Raw genomic sequence first — 15,170 nt, forward strand, 5'->3', positions numbered from 1 at the left:
CAGCCAAGGCGTGCTGACCCACACTTGCGTCCATCAGTTTCGCCGCGCCTCGCCAGTAACCGAAGCGCCGCGCTACACGCCCAGACATCTCATTACTTACAGGCGGGACTACTCATGAAAGCTATCCAGGTTGCACAGTACGGCCAGGTTGAAGGGCTGGCGCTGCGGGAATTACCAGATCTGCTGCCCAGCGATGATCAGGTGCTGGTCAACGTAGCCGGCAGCGGAATCAATCCGATCGACTGGAAGATCCTCTCGGGGGCCATGCAGCAGTTCATCCCGTTGCCGTTGCCTTATATACCCGGGGTCGAGGTTGCCGGCACCGTTGCAGCAGTTGGAAAGAACGTGCACGAATACAGGGTGGGAGATGAGGTATTCGGCTTCATAGGGATAGTTGGCGGCTACGCGACTCAGGTGCTGACAACCGCCGACAGGCTTGCACATACGCCCGCCCGGCTACCGCGCCTCCATGCCGGTGGTGTGCCTGCCGCAGCGCTCACGGCGTGGCAAGCACTGCATGAACAGGCCAACCTTCAACCCGGCCAGAAAGTACTGATCCATGGTGCTGCGGGAGGCGTCGGCAGCTTTGCCGTCCAGCTGGCACGCCTGGCTGGCGCATACGTACTGGCAACGGGCTCGGCCAGAAACCGGGAGTATCTGGCGTCACTCGGTGCCCGGCAATTCATTGACTACACCACGCAGCAGTTCGAAGACCTGGCCACAGATGTCGACGTGGTTCTCGACCTGGTTGGCGGAGAAACCCAGGCCCGGTCCTGGACAGTTATCAAACGAGGCGGGGTACTTGTATCACCGGTCAGCGCACCCGACCCCCGGATAGCTGCCGAACACGGCGTCGCTGGCAAGCATTTCGCTACCCGCTCGGACGGGCGCCAGTTAGCGCAGATTGCGCAATTGTTCGATGACGGCAAGCTCCAGGTCGAGGTCGAGATCGTTCCGCTCTCCAGCGCGGCGCAAGCTCTGGCGCTGAGCCGTACGGGACATACCCGCGGCAAACTGGTTCTGGATGCGAATCATTGAACCACCATGCCCTTGCTTTGAGCCAACGTGCTAGCGCGACGGCTCGGCGCAGGAATGGGCAAATTCCCCGCAGGAAACAAATAACGGCCGTATTACCGCCGCCTTAATCTGAGCCCAGGCAGCAAGCGAACCCGCTTCTGCCGCCGGCCATCAGAGCGACCGAGCCTGCAGGTTTCAGGAATCAACGTCACGCTTTGCACTGACAACCGGCAACGAATCCATCGCCAATTACGGAGACGCTGTCATGAAACAAGTTAACCACGTGATGATTGGAATCGCCTTGTCTGTACTGAGCGCAAGTTCGATGGCGCTGCCGGCCAAGGAGATCGACATCTGGAATCAGCCTTGCAAACGCATGCTTGCACCATTGGTGGCTGAGGATGGTGCGGATCGGCTCAATTATCGCCGCATGGCTGAGGGCGGTGCGGATCGTCTCAATGATCGCCGCATGGCAGAAGGCGGAGCGGATCGTCTCAATGATCGCCGCATGGCTGAAGGCGGTGCGGATCGTCTCAAAGATCGCCGCATGGCTGAAGGCGGAGCGGATCGCCGCATGGCAGAAGGCGGAGCGGATCGCCTCAATGATCGCCGCATGGCAGAAGGCGGAGCGGATCGTCTCAATGATCGCCGCATGGCTGAGGGCGGTGCCGATCGCCTCATTGATCGTCGTGTGGCCGAAAACGATACGGTTCATGCCCGCTATGTCTGATGCCCATGAGCTATTCCCCGGAAGCCCGGCGACGCCGGGCTTTTGCATTGAATGTGCTCACCAGGCATCTACCCAAGGTACTGCAAACCGACCTATCCTCTGCAATCGGCACAGCCTGACGGGAGGTAATGGTGGTGAATGAACGGGACGAAGAGCTGACCCGCCTCAGGGCCGAGCTGGCATCGACCATGCTACGTTTTGCGCCGAACTATGGCGTGTACCCGACAGCGATCGAACCGCTGCACTTCATCCGCAGCGACTCGCCAACCGATGTCATCCACACTGTTCATAAACCGGGGTTATGCGTAATCGTGCAGGGCCGCAAACAGGTCCAACTGCGGGATGAGAGCTATACCTACGACCCATTGAACTACCTGGTCGTCTCTGTGACGCTGCCTTTGGCAGGGCAAGTGATCGAGGCATCGGCAGACTTGCCGTATTTCTGTATCCGCCTGGATATCGACCCGGCGGAAATCGCTCAGCTGATCGCCGACGTCAGCCCGATCGGCGTGCCGAACCAACCACCCCACCGCGGGCTGTTCCTGGACAGGATCGATGCCTCGTTGCTGGAGGCCATGTTGCGACTGGTGCGGCTGCTGGATGCGCCATCGGACATCCAGGCATTGGCACCGCTGGCGCTGAGGGAAATCTTCTACCGGCTGCTCAAAGGCCAGCAAGGCCAGCGTTTGCATGAGATAGCCATTGCCGACAGCCAGACCCACCGCGTCACCCGGGCGATCGAATGGCTGAACAGTAACTATGCGCAGCCGTTGCGCATCGATGAGCTCGCCAGTTACGTCAATCTGAGCAACTCCACGCTTCATCATCGGTTCAAGGCAGTCACCGCCATGAGCCCCTTGCAGTACCAGAAACAACTGCGCCTGCAGCATGCGCGCAGGTTGATGATCTCGGAGGGGCTTGATGTGTCTACGGCCGGGTTCAAGGTCGGCTATGAAAGCCCGTCACAATTCAGCAGGGAATACAGCCGGATGTTCGGGGCACCACCCAGCCGGGATATCGCGAAGTTCCGGTCCCTGGGGTGAGGCGCCGCTTGACGCCGTTACATCAGCGAGGGGTAGGGTGGTTGGGCTTGCACTCATCGCGGCTGGCTTGCCGGGCCTCGGCGCGTACTATCAGGCAGATGCCGACCGCCGACAGCGCCATCCCCGCTGCCATCTGCCAGGACAACGGCTCATCGAACATCGCCCAGGCCCAGAGCAGGGTGATCGGTGGGCTGAGGTACAGCACGCTGGCAACGCGGGTGGCCGAGGACCTGCGCAGGCAGGCCCAGTACAACCCATAGCCGCCAAGCGTCGACAGGGCCGCGGTCCACGACACGCTCAGTGCAAAGCCTGCGCTGGCTAGCGGTGCCAGGCTGCGTTGGCTGCCTTCGATGGCCGCGAAGGCGAAACTGGAGACGAAACACTGCAGCCAGAGGTTGGGCAACAGGCCCATGGCCGGCACCTTGCTGCGTTTTTGCCACAACGTGGCGACTGCCAGCGAGCACATGCCGGCTACGGGCAGGCCATAGGCCCACATCGGTGCCATGCCCAGCATCAGCGCATCGTGGGTCACCCACAGCACCCCCAGCAGCCCGACAATCAGGCCGGCCCACACCTGCAGCGGCAGGCGCTCGCCCAGTGCCAGCGCTGCGAGCAGCGCCATGCCCAGCGGCAACAGGTCGGCGCATAACGCGGCCAGGCCGGCGGGCACACCCAGGGCAATGCCCTGCGTCACACCGGTCAGGTAGCCCGCCATGGCCAGCAAGCCGATGCCCGCGTGGCTGAGCGACACGGTGAATGGCGTATGGCGCAGGGCCCGCCAGACGAACGGGAACAACAGCAGAGTCACCACGAGGCAGCGCCAGAACACCACCAGCAGGGCGGGGGCATGATCAATGGAAAAGCGTGCACCGATGAACCCGGAACTCCAGGTCAGCAGCAGCCCGGCTTCAAGCAAGGGCAGCGGCAAGGCCCGCAGCCAGTGGCGACGGGTGGGCGTGGGGGGCGGGCGCAGCAGGTGCTGGTTCATACCCCGACACTACGCAATTGGCGTAATCTGATAAATCAAAAATAGCTGCAGCAGTTCTTTACGGATATTGAATCATGGCTACCACGCTCGATATCGACCTTCTGCGTACCTTTCACGCCGTGGTGCGCATCGGCAAATTCAGCGCTGCGGCCGAGCAGTTGCATAAGAGCCCGGCGGCGGTCAGCGTTCATATTCAACGACTGGAGGCCGTCGCCGGTGGCAGGTTGCTCAATCGCGACAACCAGTCCATATCGTTGACGGCCCTGGGCAGGCGGCTGTTGAACTCGACCGCCGAACTGTTACGCACCCACGATCAGGTGCTGGCAGAGCTGCACGGGCCGGATCTGGCCGGGCGTATCACGCTCGGTGTCCCTGATGAATACGCGTCCCATGTGATCCGCGACATCTTGCCGATGTTCAGCGCTGCCTGGCCGAATGTGGTGCTCGAACTCAGGACCGGGCCGAGCCATGCCCTGAGGGCGTTGGTCCGGCGCGGCAAATTGCAGGCAGCGGTCATTGCCCAGGTCGAAGGCACGCTCGGGCCTGATGCCGAGCGACTGCTATCGACCACACCGGTTTGGGTCGGGCCAATCAACGCAACAGCGGTACTTGACGACCCGTTGCCGTTGGCTGCCCATGCCTTGCAATGCCCCTATCGTGAGGCCATGGTCGAATCACTCAAGGCTTCGGGACGCCGCTCGCGGATCATCCTCGAAAGCCATTCCAACCAGGCTGTCAAAGCCTGTGTGGAGGCCGGTTTGGCCATCAGTGTGATCGACCGGGCCAAGGTTACCGAGCGCATGCAGATTCTAGAGGGCCTGCCGGCCATTCCCGACCACGACATCCTGTTCGTGCGCAGCCCGGCATCGGGCGGGGACGCCGCCGTGACTTTGCTGGCGCGGGCGATGCGGCAATCGTTTCGGTTATAGGCAAGGGCCGCGTGTTCATCCTGATCGTGCATTGGACGTCACTTGAAGGCCACACGCCTGGTTTCGCAGCCAGTGAAGACCATCGCCTGTCCAGGCTGGGGCGGGAGCCTTACTTGTGGATTGACCGATCGATCGTCAGGATACACTGGGTTTCTTCTCTAATGCGGCCTCCAGTGCCTGCTCGATCTCGGCAAGCCTGAATTCGGCGCCTGCCCCCACGGCCGCAGTCTTATTGGCGCAATTCACCAAGAGCTCCAGTGTCGCCGGGTGGTGATCGCCCGGAAATTTTCGGAGCACGAAATGAACCGTCGCATCATTGCGTCAGGTGGCCTGATCCATGGACCAATGCGGGCTGGCAAATGCAAAAATGACCGCTTGGGTGTGCGTATCAAGGAGCGAGGGCACATACACCCACTGGCTGTTGCGCGCTTCCCAGGCGGCGACCCTGACCGAGAACCTGCCGCCTGGGGCGACGATCGATTCCATTTCTTCCATTTGTCTTGGTTCATGGGGTGGGTTGTTCACCATCTCCATTCGGGCGGCGTCTCCGAGCAATACACCGGCGCCTTACAGAAGGGCTTAACGTTTACTGAAGGCGAGACGAGCAGCAAAAAGAACGAAGATCATTCCTGTTGCACGGTCCATCCAGGCAACTACCTTCTCCTGCCGCAATATACCGGCCAGCGGTTGGGTTGCGGCGATCAGAATAATCGACCATAGCAACCCGATTGCCACGTGAATGCTGACCAAGCCGAACGTCCAGGCAACCAATGGCTGGCCTTGGGGAATGAATTGGGGCAAGAAAGAGACGTAGAAAATACCAATCTTGGGATTCAGGATATTTCCCATCACTCCCTTCAGGAACCAGTCATGGCTTGGCTTTGCTGTCGCTTGGACAGGCGACAATGATGTACGCGGACGTAAGAGCATATTCAGCCCGAGCCAGGCTAGGTAGGCGGCACCGCAGTATTTCAAGGCGTTGAATGCCAACGTTGATACGGCAATCAGTGCGCCTAGTCCAAATGCCACAGCGGCGCCCCACAGCAAGCAACCTGTGTTGATGCCCAGTGCGGCGCGAAAAGCCTGCTGCTTTCCTTCCACGGTGGCCGTTCTCAATATCAACGCAGTGTCGAGGCCGGGCGTCAGTGTTAACAGTGTTGCTGCGAAGGTGAACGCAAGAAGGTTGTCAGCAATCGACATAGAGAGATGGCCTCGGCGTGATTCAGAGGGGAAGTTAACCTCAAAAGCTGCCTGTTGAAAGTCGCATCTCTAGGAAAAGTGGGCTCAGATTGACGACAACGATGCTGTGAATCAGCACGGCGAACTGAATCGCCCCTGGTTTCGTGGACGTCCCGATCGGCCGCAATGGGTCGATTGCAGCCGTTCACGACTGACCGCTATCGACCCAAAGCGGCCTTCAGCAAAGGGCAGCAATCGCCCAAAATGCCGTCATTTCAATTGCCACCTGGCTGCCTAGCTCGGCGATTTGAATTTGATTCAAGAAACATGTTCCGGCCTGGTGGCTAATCCCCCCCAGTGAGCCGATGGATACTTCCATCCATCAACGCCCCAACGAGATAGCCACCATGAAACATGCATTCCAGAAACTATTTAGCCTCGGTGTGATGCTAATCGCGCTGCAAGGCGTGACTCCGAACGCAACTGCGTCTACGGAGCACCAACCACCGACGTCATCGGTGCCGCAGCTCATCAATCCCAGCCAATTTGAATGGCAGAAGACCATTCCGCAGTTGGGAGAGAAATCTCCTGAGTACGCCATTCTTCATGAAGACAAGGAAACCGGCCTTACCACATTGATGTTCCGTACGCCTGTGGCGGTACACATCAAACCGCACACTCATCAACGCGCAGAAACTCATGTGGTGTTGGTGGGCGGAACACACGTCTTCAAATCTAAAGGGGTCCACTACAACATCGAGAACGGTGGCTTCTTCCGAGCTCCTGGTGGGGTCGTGCATGAAGCCTGGTTACCGGCTGGATCGCAAACTTTCAACATTTTGGAAAGCGGTTGGGTAGTAGATTGGCTGGACGGTGGCCCATCGGCTGAGGACATCGATCAGTACCCGCCGAAAGCGCCCCAGTAACTGTCGGGAGGAGAAAGGAAGATGCATGGATCATTGGTGATTATCGCCCGTGCGCGGGCCAGGCAAGGCTTTGAGGAGCAGATGATCACTGCTCAGAAGACGCTTGTAACCTTAAGTCGCGAGGCGCCGGGGTGCCTCAGCTATGAACTTTTCGTGTCCGTCCAAGACCCTAGTCTGGTGACGTTCTTCGAACGTTGGGAGTCTGCAAAAGCTTGGAGAGCACATATGCAGGGCGATGCTATACGCGCATTTCGCCAAACGGCTGGACACTGCATAGGTGAGTTCGAGCTTGATGAAATGCACCAGGTGGCCTGAGTCAAATTCGTAAAGCCGGACGGGCTGAGGCAAGGCTCAAACCGCAAGCAGGATATATTGGCCGCAGCCCAGACTGCGGCCTTTTCTTTTAGCCAAGCGACCTCAGCAACGGCCCGACTCGCTCAACCAGAAAGTCGATGAAAACCCTTACCCGTTGCGGCATGTAGCGTTGGTTATTGAAGATCGCATGGATCTCCTCGGTGTCCCCTGGATTGAAATCAGCGAGCAGCTCGACGAGCCGACCCGCTTTCAGATCCTCTGCGACATGGAACATTCCTAGCCGACTAATCCCCAGCCCATTGATTGTCATTTGGCGCATGGTTTCGCCATTGTTGGTCAGCATATCGCCGCGCACCGCCAGGTACTGGGTTTGCTGGTTCAGCTTGAACGGCCACTCGTCACGGGATCGGCGGAAGTTGAAATTGAAACAACGATGATTCTCCAGCTCATCCGGTGTTCTCGGTACACCATGACGAGCCAAATAGCCCGGTGAAGCCACGACCGCGCGGCGGCTGGTACCCAACATGCGTGCACGAAAGCTGGCGTCGTCCAGCGGACCCATGCGTATCGCTACATCAATGCGTTCGCGCTTCAAATCAACCAAGGCGTCTGTAAGCGATAGGTCGAGGGTGATGTCGGGATACCTAAGGTTAAAGTTACTGATAATCGGAAGTAGCTGGTGCGTCCCAAAAGGCACCGACGTATTGATTCGCAGGAGGCCGCTCGGGGCCGCAGACGAGCCGAAGGCGTCGTGCTCCGCCTCCTCGATGTCGTTAAGTATCCGGACACAACTATCGTAGAAACGAGCACCTTCACCGGTGATTGCCAGCTGACGTGTAGAGCGTTCAAAAAGGAGCACACCTAATCGCTCTTCCAGCCGGGAGATGAGCTTGCTTACCGCTGAAGGCGTCAGGTTCAGTAGCTTTCCTGCCGCAGAAAAACTGCCGGTTTCGACGACCTTGCTGAAAACCAGCATCTCTCCGCTACGGCTGTCCATGAACTCATCCTATATGTGAATTTTCTTCTGCAATCATATTCCATTGCATGCGCTAATCAACGCATTCGGACACCTCCATACTTCTCCCCAGCGGACTGATCCGCCCCTCAATTCAACGTTGGAGAATGGTATGAATCTTGGTTTAGAAGGCAAAACTGCATTGGTAAGCGCCTCCACTGCAGGCATCGGCTTGGCGATTGCCACTCAACTCCTAGAAGATGGTGCTCGCGTCATCATCAACGGGCGTAGTGAAGGCGGCGTGGCGCAGCGCGTCAACGAGCTAAACAAGCGTTTTGGCGAAGGGCGTGCTCTGCCGCTAGTTGCAGATGTCAGTCTGGCTGGTGGCGAGGCGGTCGCAGCCGCCGCATATCCGCAGATCGACATCCTGATCAACAACATGGGCACCTATGAGCTGAGCGACTTCTTCAGCACCACTGATGAAGACTGGCAGCGCATGTTTGAGACCAACGTCTGGAGTGGAGTGCGGTTGGCCCGTACCTACATGAAGGGCATGCTGGAGCGCGGCCATGGCCGGGTGATTTTCATCTCAAGCGAAGTTGCACTGACTCCGATGGCCGCGATGGCCCATTACAGCGCGAGTAAGGCTACGCAACTGTCCATCTCCCGCAGCCTTGCCGAGCTGACCAAGGGCACCTCCGTGACCGTCAACGCCGTGCTGCCAGGACCTACCGAGACAGAAAGCCTCAAGGGTTTCATCGAGTCTGTGAATCCGGGACTGCCTTATGCCGAGGCCGAGAAGAAATTCATGGCAGAGAATCGCCCCTCTTCGCTGATCTACCGTCTGGCCAAACCAGCCGAAGTCGCAAACGTAGTGGCGTTCCTGTCCAGTGAACGTGCTGCGGTGATCAATGGTGCGGCAATTCGTGCAGAAGGCGGCACTGTGCAGACCATCGTCTAAATCCATTGCGTGATGAAAAAAAGTCTGCCCGCAAACGAAGGAATAAATGACCTTCTTGCTGGCGGGCTCGAACGCTATGCCCGACGTAGGGCATAGCGGCGTAGAAGCACCTAGGTGAAAGGAGAGCGGTATGAGCGGCATGCTGGAACGTACTTTCCTAATAACGGGCGCCAGTAAGGGCATCGGTCGGGCTATCGCCGAGCAGCTTGCGGCCAGTGGGCACCGAGTTGTTGGCATCGCTCGACGGGTGGAAGACAGTCATTTCCCAGGAGAATTGGTTGCTGCCGACCTGAGCGATACAGATAGCACCATCCAGGCGCTTGAAGGACTTAAGGCTCGCTATACCTTCGACGGGCTCGTTAACAACGTAGGGCTGGTGAAGCCTCAAGGCGTCCTTGACGTCGACCTAACGAGCTTCGACGAGGTCATGAAGGTCAATTTGCATCCTGCACTGTTGGCAGCCCAGGCTCTTCTGCCGGGTATGTCCGAAAGGGGCTGGGGCAGAATAGTGAATATCTCCAGCCTGACGGTTCTAGGAATCCGGCAACGCACATCCTACGCCGCCGCAAAAGCCGCCTTGATTAGCTTCACGCGAGGCTGGGCGCTGGAGCTGGCGCAAACCGGGACCACAGTCAATGCGATCGCCCCCGGCCCTATCGAGACAGATCTGTTCCGAGGTGGAAATCCTGAAGGAAGCTCCGGCGAGGCCGCTTACATTGCAGCAGTACCTATGGGGAGATTAGGGCAGCCTCATGAAGTAGCTGCCGCAGCAACATTCCTGCTTAGCGAGCAGAGTTCATTCATCACTGGGCAGACACTCTACGTTGATGGCGGTGCATCAATCGGTAGGAGCGCGTTCTAGTTAAAGTGCTCCTCGAAGGGCCGCTTCTGGCCGTATGTAGCCATTCGCGAAGGTCCGCTTTGGGTCGATAGCTGCCGCTCTTGGATGACCGCTTTCCACCCCTGGCAGACACTTTCAAACCAGCGCAGCTTCGCAGCCCATCGCCGCCAAGCGCGGCTCCCACATGAATACCACCCGCCTGCAGACCTGGGTTGTACTTGTGGCAGCCGCGCTATTGGCCCGGAAAAGATGCCAGTAAGCTGCAACCACGATCACTGCAGGTGCAGTCTGATCGCCTGGGCAGCCTGGTCCATCGCACTGCGGGTAGCGGGTACCTGGCCGAGCACGTTGAGCAGGCCGAAGTCGTGGATCATGCCGTTGTAGCGCACGGCGGTCACTGGTACACCGGCAGCGCCCAGCTTGCGCGCGTAGGCTTCGCCTTCGTCGCGCAGCACGTCCATCTCGGCGGTCTGTACCAGCGCGGGTGGCAGGCCTTTCAACTGCTCCAGGCTGGCGCGCAGCGGCGAGGCATGGATGTCGTCACGCTGCCTGGGGTCGGTGGTATAGCTGTCCCAGAACCACTGCATCATGTTGCGGGTCAGGAAATGGCCCTCGGCGAACTGGTTGTACGAGCCGTTGTTGAAGTTGGCGTCGGTCACCGGCCACAGCAAGGCCTGGAAGCGCAGCTTAGGCGTGCCGGCCTCCTTGGCCTTGAGCGCGACCACCGCCGCCATGTTGCCACCGACGCTGTTGCCTGCCACCGCCAGACGGCTGCCATCGACGCCAATCTGTTTGCCGTTTTCGGCAACCCAGCGGGTGGCGGCGTAGGCCTGGTTGATGGCGGTGGGGAACTTCGCTTCCGGCGATGGCGTGTAGTCGACGTAGACCGCCGCTGCACCGGAGCCGAGCACCAGGTCGTGGATCAGGCGTTCATGGGTGGGGTAGTCACCCAGCACCCAGCCACCGCCATGGAAGAACATGAACACCGGCAGCTCGCCTTTCGCCCCCTGTGGCCGTACCACGCGGATCTCCAGGGCCTGGCCGTCGACCGAAATACTGCGGCGCTCGACCTGGATGCCGGAAACGTCCACCTTCACGCTGGCCTGGGCGCCGCTGAGCACGGCACGTGCGTCTTTCGGCGCCAGGGTTTCCAGCGGTTTGCCGCCACCGGCTTCAAGGGCTTGGAGGAAGGCCTGGGTGGTGGTTTCCACACCGGGGCTACCGGCGGCGAAGGCACTGTTGACGGCGAGCGCAAGCAGGCCGGCGGCGAGGGGGCGGGAGAGTTTCATGGTCAAGCTCCTGGGGGTACTGAATAGGGCAATCAGTTCTGGTTGGCGGAGGTGGTCGGCAGCAGGTAGCTGACCTTCTGCACCTTGCCGTCGCTGTCGCGGTAGGTCAGGGTGGCAGTGCTGGCGTGCCCGCTGGCGTTGACCGGGGCGTCCACGGCGATGACCTGGGCGATGTCCAGGTGATCGCCGTACTGGTACGGCGTGGCAGTCTGGGCGAAGGCACCGAAGCTGGCGCCGAAGGTCAAGGTGGCGATGGCGATTGCTTTGCTGAAGTTCATGGTCATGCTCCGTTAGCTGGGACAGTGGAATCAGCATGTGCTTGCTGGTTGAGTGTTATATTGCGCGTTAATAGTTAGCGCACAAAATATATTTCCGTAATGGTGCTGATTGAATTGCTGCATCAGCCCCGGCCATCGCCGCTGAGTGGCGATGGCCGGGCGGTTTGGCTAGCTAGCCGTCGGCGGAAAGTCGATATCGGTTACGGCAATGTTGTTCAGGTAGTTGGTCAGGGTTAACAGCGTCACCTGCGCTACTACCTCGACGATCTTGCCGTCGTCGATACCAGATTCGCGGGCTGCTGCAACCTGCTGGTCGGTCAGCTGACCGCGGCTTTCGGTGACCTGGCGCGCCAGCGCGGCAACGGCGCTGAGCGTGCCGCTGCGGGCCTGGCTGATTGCGTCATCGTTCAAGCCGGCTTTGCCTGCGAAGAAAGCGTGTGCGGCCAGGCAGTAGTCGCAACCGTTCACGTCCGAAGCGGCGAGGGCCACCACTTCGCGTTCAGCGGCGCTCAGCGAGGTTTTGCCCAGGGCTTGGGCAAGGCCCAGGTAACCGTTCAATGCAGCAGGGGAGTGGGCCAAGGTCCTGAAGGCGTTGGGGATGAAGCCGAGGCCTTTCTGGATACCTTCCAGGGCGGTGCGCGAGCCGGCAGGTGCCTGGTCCAGCGAGAGGGCAGCGATACGAGTCATGGTCATTCTCCAAAGGTTGATTTACGGGGCTTGTCGATCAAGCTTGGAGTCAATGTTAGGGAGCAAGGCTTTCCTTTCGGCTGCAGATCATCGAAATTATGCAACAGATCGTCTAAACCCGAGCGCGCCATGGATCGATTGTCGACTTTACTCAAACATTTCAACCTGCATGCCGCCACGTTTCACCAGGGCGGGTTCTGTGGCACGACCGACCTTGATGGGCAACAGAGGGTGGGGTACGCCCACCTGCTGCGCTCCGGCCGCCTCGCCTTCAGGGACAAGCGCGGGCAGGTCTTGGAACTGAACGAACCGAGCCTGATCCTGGCGGTGCGCCCACAGGCACACCGGTTGGTGGCGACCGAAGCCGATGAGGCGGAGCTGGTTTGTGCCACCTTGCAGTTCGAGGGTGGTGCCAACAACCCGCTGACCTTGGCCTTGCCGGATTTCATCATCAAGCCGCTAAGCGAATTGCCTGGGTTGACGGGTACCCTCGACTGGCTGTTTACCGAGGCCTTCGGCGACGATTGTGGCCGCGATGTCATTCTCAATCGGCTGTTCGAGCTGATGGTGATCCAGCTGCTTCGCCACCTCGTCGCCAACCGCAGCATTGCTTCGGGAATGATGGCCGGGCTGGCCGACGCCCAGCTCTCGCGCGCACTGGTGGCCATCCACAGCGAACCACAGCACAACTGGTCGGTGGCGCAAATGGCTGATCGTTCAGGCATGTCGCGGGCCAGCTTTGCCGCGCACTTTCGCCACACCGTGGGCATGACCCCCGCGGACTACCTGGCCAACTGGCGCATAAGCCTGGCCCAGAAGCGCTTGCGCGAGGGGCGCCCGATCGCCCTGATCGCCGATGAGGTGGGCTACGAAAGCCCGTCGGCCTTGGCTCGGACTTTCCGGCGCAAGGTTGGCGCCAGTCCGATGGCCTGGCTGAAGCAGAGTTCGGCATAGGGCCTGGGGGCGCCTACAGGTGCATTCGGAGAAAATCGATGAATGCTTTTGTGCGGGCTGAGCGCCGTCGTTCGGGGCTGAACACTGCACTGACAGGCAGTGCGATGGCCTGGTAATCGTCAAGCACGCTACGCACGCTACCGTGCGCGACATCGGCTGCGAACAGCCATTCGGGCGACAGGGAAATGCCCAGGCCACCGAGCACCATTTCGCGGATGGCCTCGCTGCTGTTGCTGGTGACATTGCCTTTGATGGCAACCTCGAGCGCTTGCTCGCCTTGGCTGAACTGCCAGTTGTCGTAGTGCGTCAGCAAGGTGAAGCCGATGCAGTTGTGGTGTGCCAGTTCGGCGGGCTGGCGTGGCTGCCCGTGGCGCTCCAGGTAAGCCGGCGCAGCGTAGACCCGGCGCACGCTGGTGCCCAGCGGCACGGCCACCAGGCCCTCGTGCTTCAGCACCCCGATGCGGATGGCGACGTCGATGTTTTCCGTCAGCAAGTCTTCGTTGTGATCGTTCAGCCGCAGGTCGACCCGCACTTCAGGGTGGCGTTGCAGAAAGCTGCCGAGCAGCGGCGCTATGCACAACCGCCCGTAGCTCACCGGCGCGGCGATCCGTAGCGGGCCGGCAATCTGCTCCTGGCCACTGGCAAAGCTGCGCGTGGCGGATTCCAGCTGGCCGAGAATCTCCTGGCAGTGGCGGTAGAACCGCTGCCCCTGGTCGGTGAGGACCAGCCGACGGGTACTGCGTGCAAATACCGGCCCGCCCAGGTAGCGCTCCAGGGCGCGGACCTGTTTGCTGACCGCAGGCTGCCCGATGCCAAGTTCGCGAGCGACCGCTGAAAACGACCCACGCTCCACCACGCGTACGAAGACGCGCATGTTGTCGAACAGATCCATCGCTATCTGGCCTCTTGGAGGAATAAGTCATATGCCGATCTAGTGTCTTATCGGAATGAGCCAGGCGGCGCAACCTGTAAGCGTCCACTCAATGAGGTTCCCGTCATGAAACAGACCATGCTCGCCGCTATCGCAGAATCCGCCCAGGCCCCGCTGGCTGTGCGCCACATCGACCGCCCGAAGCCCGCCAAGGGGCAGGTGCTGGTGCGGGTCCACGTCGCGGGGGTCAACCCGCTCGATACCAAGATCGCCACTGGCGCAGGTGCACATGCCCGCCAGCCGCTGCCGGCGGTACTCGGCCTGGACCTGGCCGGCACGGTCGTCGAACTGGGCGAGGCGGTCGAAGGGTTTGTCGTCGGTCAGGAAGTGTTCGGCATGGCCGGTGGCATAGGCGGTGCCCAGGGCACCATGGCTGAATACATCGCAGTGGATGCCCGGCTGATCGCAGCAAAGCCGCAGGCCCTCGCCATGGATGAGGCGGCGGCGTTGCCGCTGGTATTCATCACGGCATGGGAAGGCCTGGTCGACCGCGCCAATGTCCGTCCTGGCCAGCGCGTGCTGATTCACGGTGGGGCAGGTGGGGTAGGCCAGGTGGCGGTTCAGTTGGCCAAGGCACGCGGTGCCGACGTCTACGCCACCGGTTCGGCGGCCAGCCTCGACTTCATTCGCGCCCTCGGCGCCACGGCAATCGATTACCGGGCGCAGAGCGTGGAGGCCTACGTGCAGCAGTACACGGCCGGGGAGGGGTTCGACATCGTCTATGACACCGTAGGCGGCAGCACCCTGGATGCTTCGTTCCTGGCGGTCAAGCTTTATACCGGCCACGTGCTCAGTTGCCTCGGTTGGGGCCAGCACAGCCTCGCGCCGTTATCGTTCAGAAGCGCCACCTACTCGGGCGTGTTCACCTTGACACCGTTGCTCACAGGCCAGGGGCGCGAACACCACGGGGCTATCCTGCGCGAGGCCGCTGCGCTGGCGGATGCCGGGCAGTTGCAGATTCGGGTGGACCCGCGGCAGTTCGCGCTGGCAGACGTCAACGAGGCGTTTTGCCAGGTCGCGGAAGGTCGTGGTACAGGCAAGACAGTGATCCGCTTGTCGAGCGACTAGGCACTGCTGCAATGCAGACAACTTGGTTCACCCCGGTCGCTTCTCGTATCATCGGCGCATTCGCCTGTGGATCAGAATC

Annotated in this window: 19 protein-coding genes; 9 read left to right on the forward strand and 10 right to left on the reverse strand. The window is 60.3% G+C overall.

Annotation, left to right across the window (positions count from 1 at the left end; genetic code table 11):
• Positions 1-114: 114 nt before the first annotated feature.
• Positions 115-1,038: an NADP-dependent oxidoreductase gene (locus tag ACVWZT_RS19335; RefSeq protein ID WP_457470828.1), complete on the forward strand. Its 924-nt coding sequence runs from the start codon at positions 115-117 to the stop codon at positions 1,036-1,038.
• Positions 1,039-1,225: 187 nt separating this feature from the next.
• Here ACVWZT_RS19335 and ACVWZT_RS19340 read toward each other — a convergent pair whose 3' ends face one another.
• Positions 1,226-1,732, reverse strand: a complete 507-nt coding sequence (locus ACVWZT_RS19340) for a hypothetical protein (protein ID WP_457470830.1) — start codon at positions 1,730-1,732, stop codon at positions 1,226-1,228.
• Between the two features lie 143 nt (positions 1,733-1,875).
• Here ACVWZT_RS19340 and ACVWZT_RS19345 point away from each other — a divergent pair, with 143 nt between their 5' ends.
• The gene (locus tag ACVWZT_RS19345) at positions 1,876-2,790 is read left to right on the forward strand and encodes an AraC family transcriptional regulator N-terminal domain-containing protein (RefSeq protein WP_457470832.1); all 915 of its coding nucleotides are present in this window, start codon (positions 1,876-1,878) and stop codon (positions 2,788-2,790) included.
• Between the two features lie 22 nt (positions 2,791-2,812).
• Here the strand turns inward: ACVWZT_RS19345 and ACVWZT_RS19350 are convergent, their stop codons facing one another.
• Positions 2,813-3,778: a DMT family transporter gene (locus tag ACVWZT_RS19350; protein WP_457470834.1), complete on the reverse strand. Its 966-nt coding sequence runs from the start codon at positions 3,776-3,778 to the stop codon at positions 2,813-2,815.
• A gap of 74 nt (positions 3,779-3,852) precedes the next feature.
• On the opposite strand from ACVWZT_RS19350, the gene ACVWZT_RS19355 reads away from it, so the two are divergent.
• Positions 3,853-4,707: a LysR family transcriptional regulator gene (locus ACVWZT_RS19355; RefSeq protein WP_457470835.1), complete on the forward strand. Its 855-nt coding sequence runs from the start codon at positions 3,853-3,855 to the stop codon at positions 4,705-4,707.
• A 321-nt stretch (positions 4,708-5,028) separates the two neighbouring features.
• Here ACVWZT_RS19355 and ACVWZT_RS19360 read toward each other — a convergent pair whose 3' ends face one another.
• The 3 genes from ACVWZT_RS19360 to ACVWZT_RS19370 form a co-directional block, all read right to left on the reverse strand.
• Positions 5,029-5,241 (reverse strand): hypothetical protein, encoded by a 213-nt coding sequence (locus ACVWZT_RS19360; RefSeq protein WP_457470837.1) that lies wholly within the window; start codon positions 5,239-5,241, stop codon positions 5,029-5,031.
• Between the two features lie 45 nt (positions 5,242-5,286).
• Positions 5,287-5,907 carry a LysE family translocator gene (locus ACVWZT_RS19365; protein ID WP_457470838.1) on the reverse strand — a complete coding sequence of 207 codons (621 nt, stop codon included), beginning with the start codon at positions 5,905-5,907 and terminating at the stop codon, positions 5,287-5,289.
• A gap of 217 nt (positions 5,908-6,124) precedes the next feature.
• A complete protein-coding gene (locus ACVWZT_RS19370) occupies positions 6,125-6,265 on the reverse strand; it encodes a hypothetical protein (RefSeq protein ID WP_457470839.1) in 141 nt (46 codons plus the stop codon).
• A 28-nt stretch (positions 6,266-6,293) separates the two neighbouring features.
• On the opposite strand from ACVWZT_RS19370, the gene ACVWZT_RS19375 reads away from it, so the two are divergent.
• Together ACVWZT_RS19375 and ACVWZT_RS19380 are read left to right on the forward strand one after the other, a co-directional pair.
• Entirely contained in the window at positions 6,294-6,812 is a 519-nt protein-coding gene (locus ACVWZT_RS19375; RefSeq protein WP_457470840.1) for a cupin domain-containing protein, read from the forward strand.
• A gap of 21 nt (positions 6,813-6,833) precedes the next feature.
• Positions 6,834-7,127, forward strand: a complete 294-nt coding sequence (locus ACVWZT_RS19380; RefSeq protein WP_457470842.1) for a putative quinol monooxygenase — start codon at positions 6,834-6,836, stop codon at positions 7,125-7,127.
• Positions 7,128-7,215: 88 nt separating this feature from the next.
• Here the strand turns inward: ACVWZT_RS19380 and ACVWZT_RS19385 are convergent, their stop codons facing one another.
• Entirely contained in the window at positions 7,216-8,124 is a 909-nt protein-coding gene (locus tag ACVWZT_RS19385) for a LysR family transcriptional regulator (RefSeq protein ID WP_296233170.1), read from the reverse strand.
• Between the two features lie 130 nt (positions 8,125-8,254).
• On the opposite strand from ACVWZT_RS19385, the gene ACVWZT_RS19390 reads away from it, so the two are divergent.
• Both ACVWZT_RS19390 and ACVWZT_RS19395 read left to right on the forward strand, forming a co-directional pair.
• Positions 8,255-9,043, forward strand: a complete 789-nt coding sequence (locus tag ACVWZT_RS19390; protein WP_296233169.1) for an SDR family NAD(P)-dependent oxidoreductase — start codon at positions 8,255-8,257, stop codon at positions 9,041-9,043.
• Between the two features lie 139 nt (positions 9,044-9,182).
• Complete coding sequence (locus ACVWZT_RS19395) at positions 9,183-9,905, forward strand: SDR family oxidoreductase (RefSeq protein WP_457472118.1); 723 nt, start codon at positions 9,183-9,185, stop codon at positions 9,903-9,905.
• A 251-nt stretch (positions 9,906-10,156) separates the two neighbouring features.
• Here ACVWZT_RS19395 and ACVWZT_RS19400 read toward each other — a convergent pair whose 3' ends face one another.
• The 3 genes from ACVWZT_RS19400 to ACVWZT_RS19410 all read right to left on the reverse strand — a co-directional run bounded on the left by ACVWZT_RS19400 (position 10,157) and on the right by ACVWZT_RS19410 (position 12,138).
• Complete coding sequence (locus ACVWZT_RS19400; RefSeq protein WP_296233168.1) at positions 10,157-11,173, reverse strand: alpha/beta hydrolase; 1,017 nt, start codon at positions 11,171-11,173, stop codon at positions 10,157-10,159.
• Positions 11,174-11,205: 32 nt separating this feature from the next.
• Positions 11,206-11,451 (reverse strand): DUF2790 domain-containing protein, encoded by a 246-nt coding sequence (locus tag ACVWZT_RS19405; protein WP_457470845.1) that lies wholly within the window; start codon positions 11,449-11,451, stop codon positions 11,206-11,208.
• Between the two features lie 168 nt (positions 11,452-11,619).
• Complete coding sequence (locus ACVWZT_RS19410; RefSeq protein WP_296233166.1) at positions 11,620-12,138, reverse strand: carboxymuconolactone decarboxylase family protein; 519 nt, start codon at positions 12,136-12,138, stop codon at positions 11,620-11,622.
• A gap of 129 nt (positions 12,139-12,267) precedes the next feature.
• On the opposite strand from ACVWZT_RS19410, the gene ACVWZT_RS19415 reads away from it, so the two are divergent.
• Entirely contained in the window at positions 12,268-13,092 is an 825-nt protein-coding gene (locus ACVWZT_RS19415) for an AraC family transcriptional regulator (protein WP_296233165.1), read from the forward strand.
• 13 nt (positions 13,093-13,105) lie between these two features.
• Here ACVWZT_RS19415 and ACVWZT_RS19420 read toward each other — a convergent pair whose 3' ends face one another.
• Positions 13,106-13,984, reverse strand: a complete 879-nt coding sequence (locus tag ACVWZT_RS19420; protein ID WP_457470848.1) for a LysR family transcriptional regulator — start codon at positions 13,982-13,984, stop codon at positions 13,106-13,108.
• A 105-nt stretch (positions 13,985-14,089) separates the two neighbouring features.
• Here ACVWZT_RS19420 and ACVWZT_RS19425 point away from each other — a divergent pair, with 105 nt between their 5' ends.
• Positions 14,090-15,091 (forward strand): zinc-dependent alcohol dehydrogenase family protein, encoded by a 1,002-nt coding sequence (locus ACVWZT_RS19425; protein WP_457470849.1) that lies wholly within the window; start codon positions 14,090-14,092, stop codon positions 15,089-15,091.
• Positions 15,092-15,170 lie beyond the last annotated feature (79 nt).

The organism is Pseudomonas sp. TE21394 (assembly GCF_054057835.1).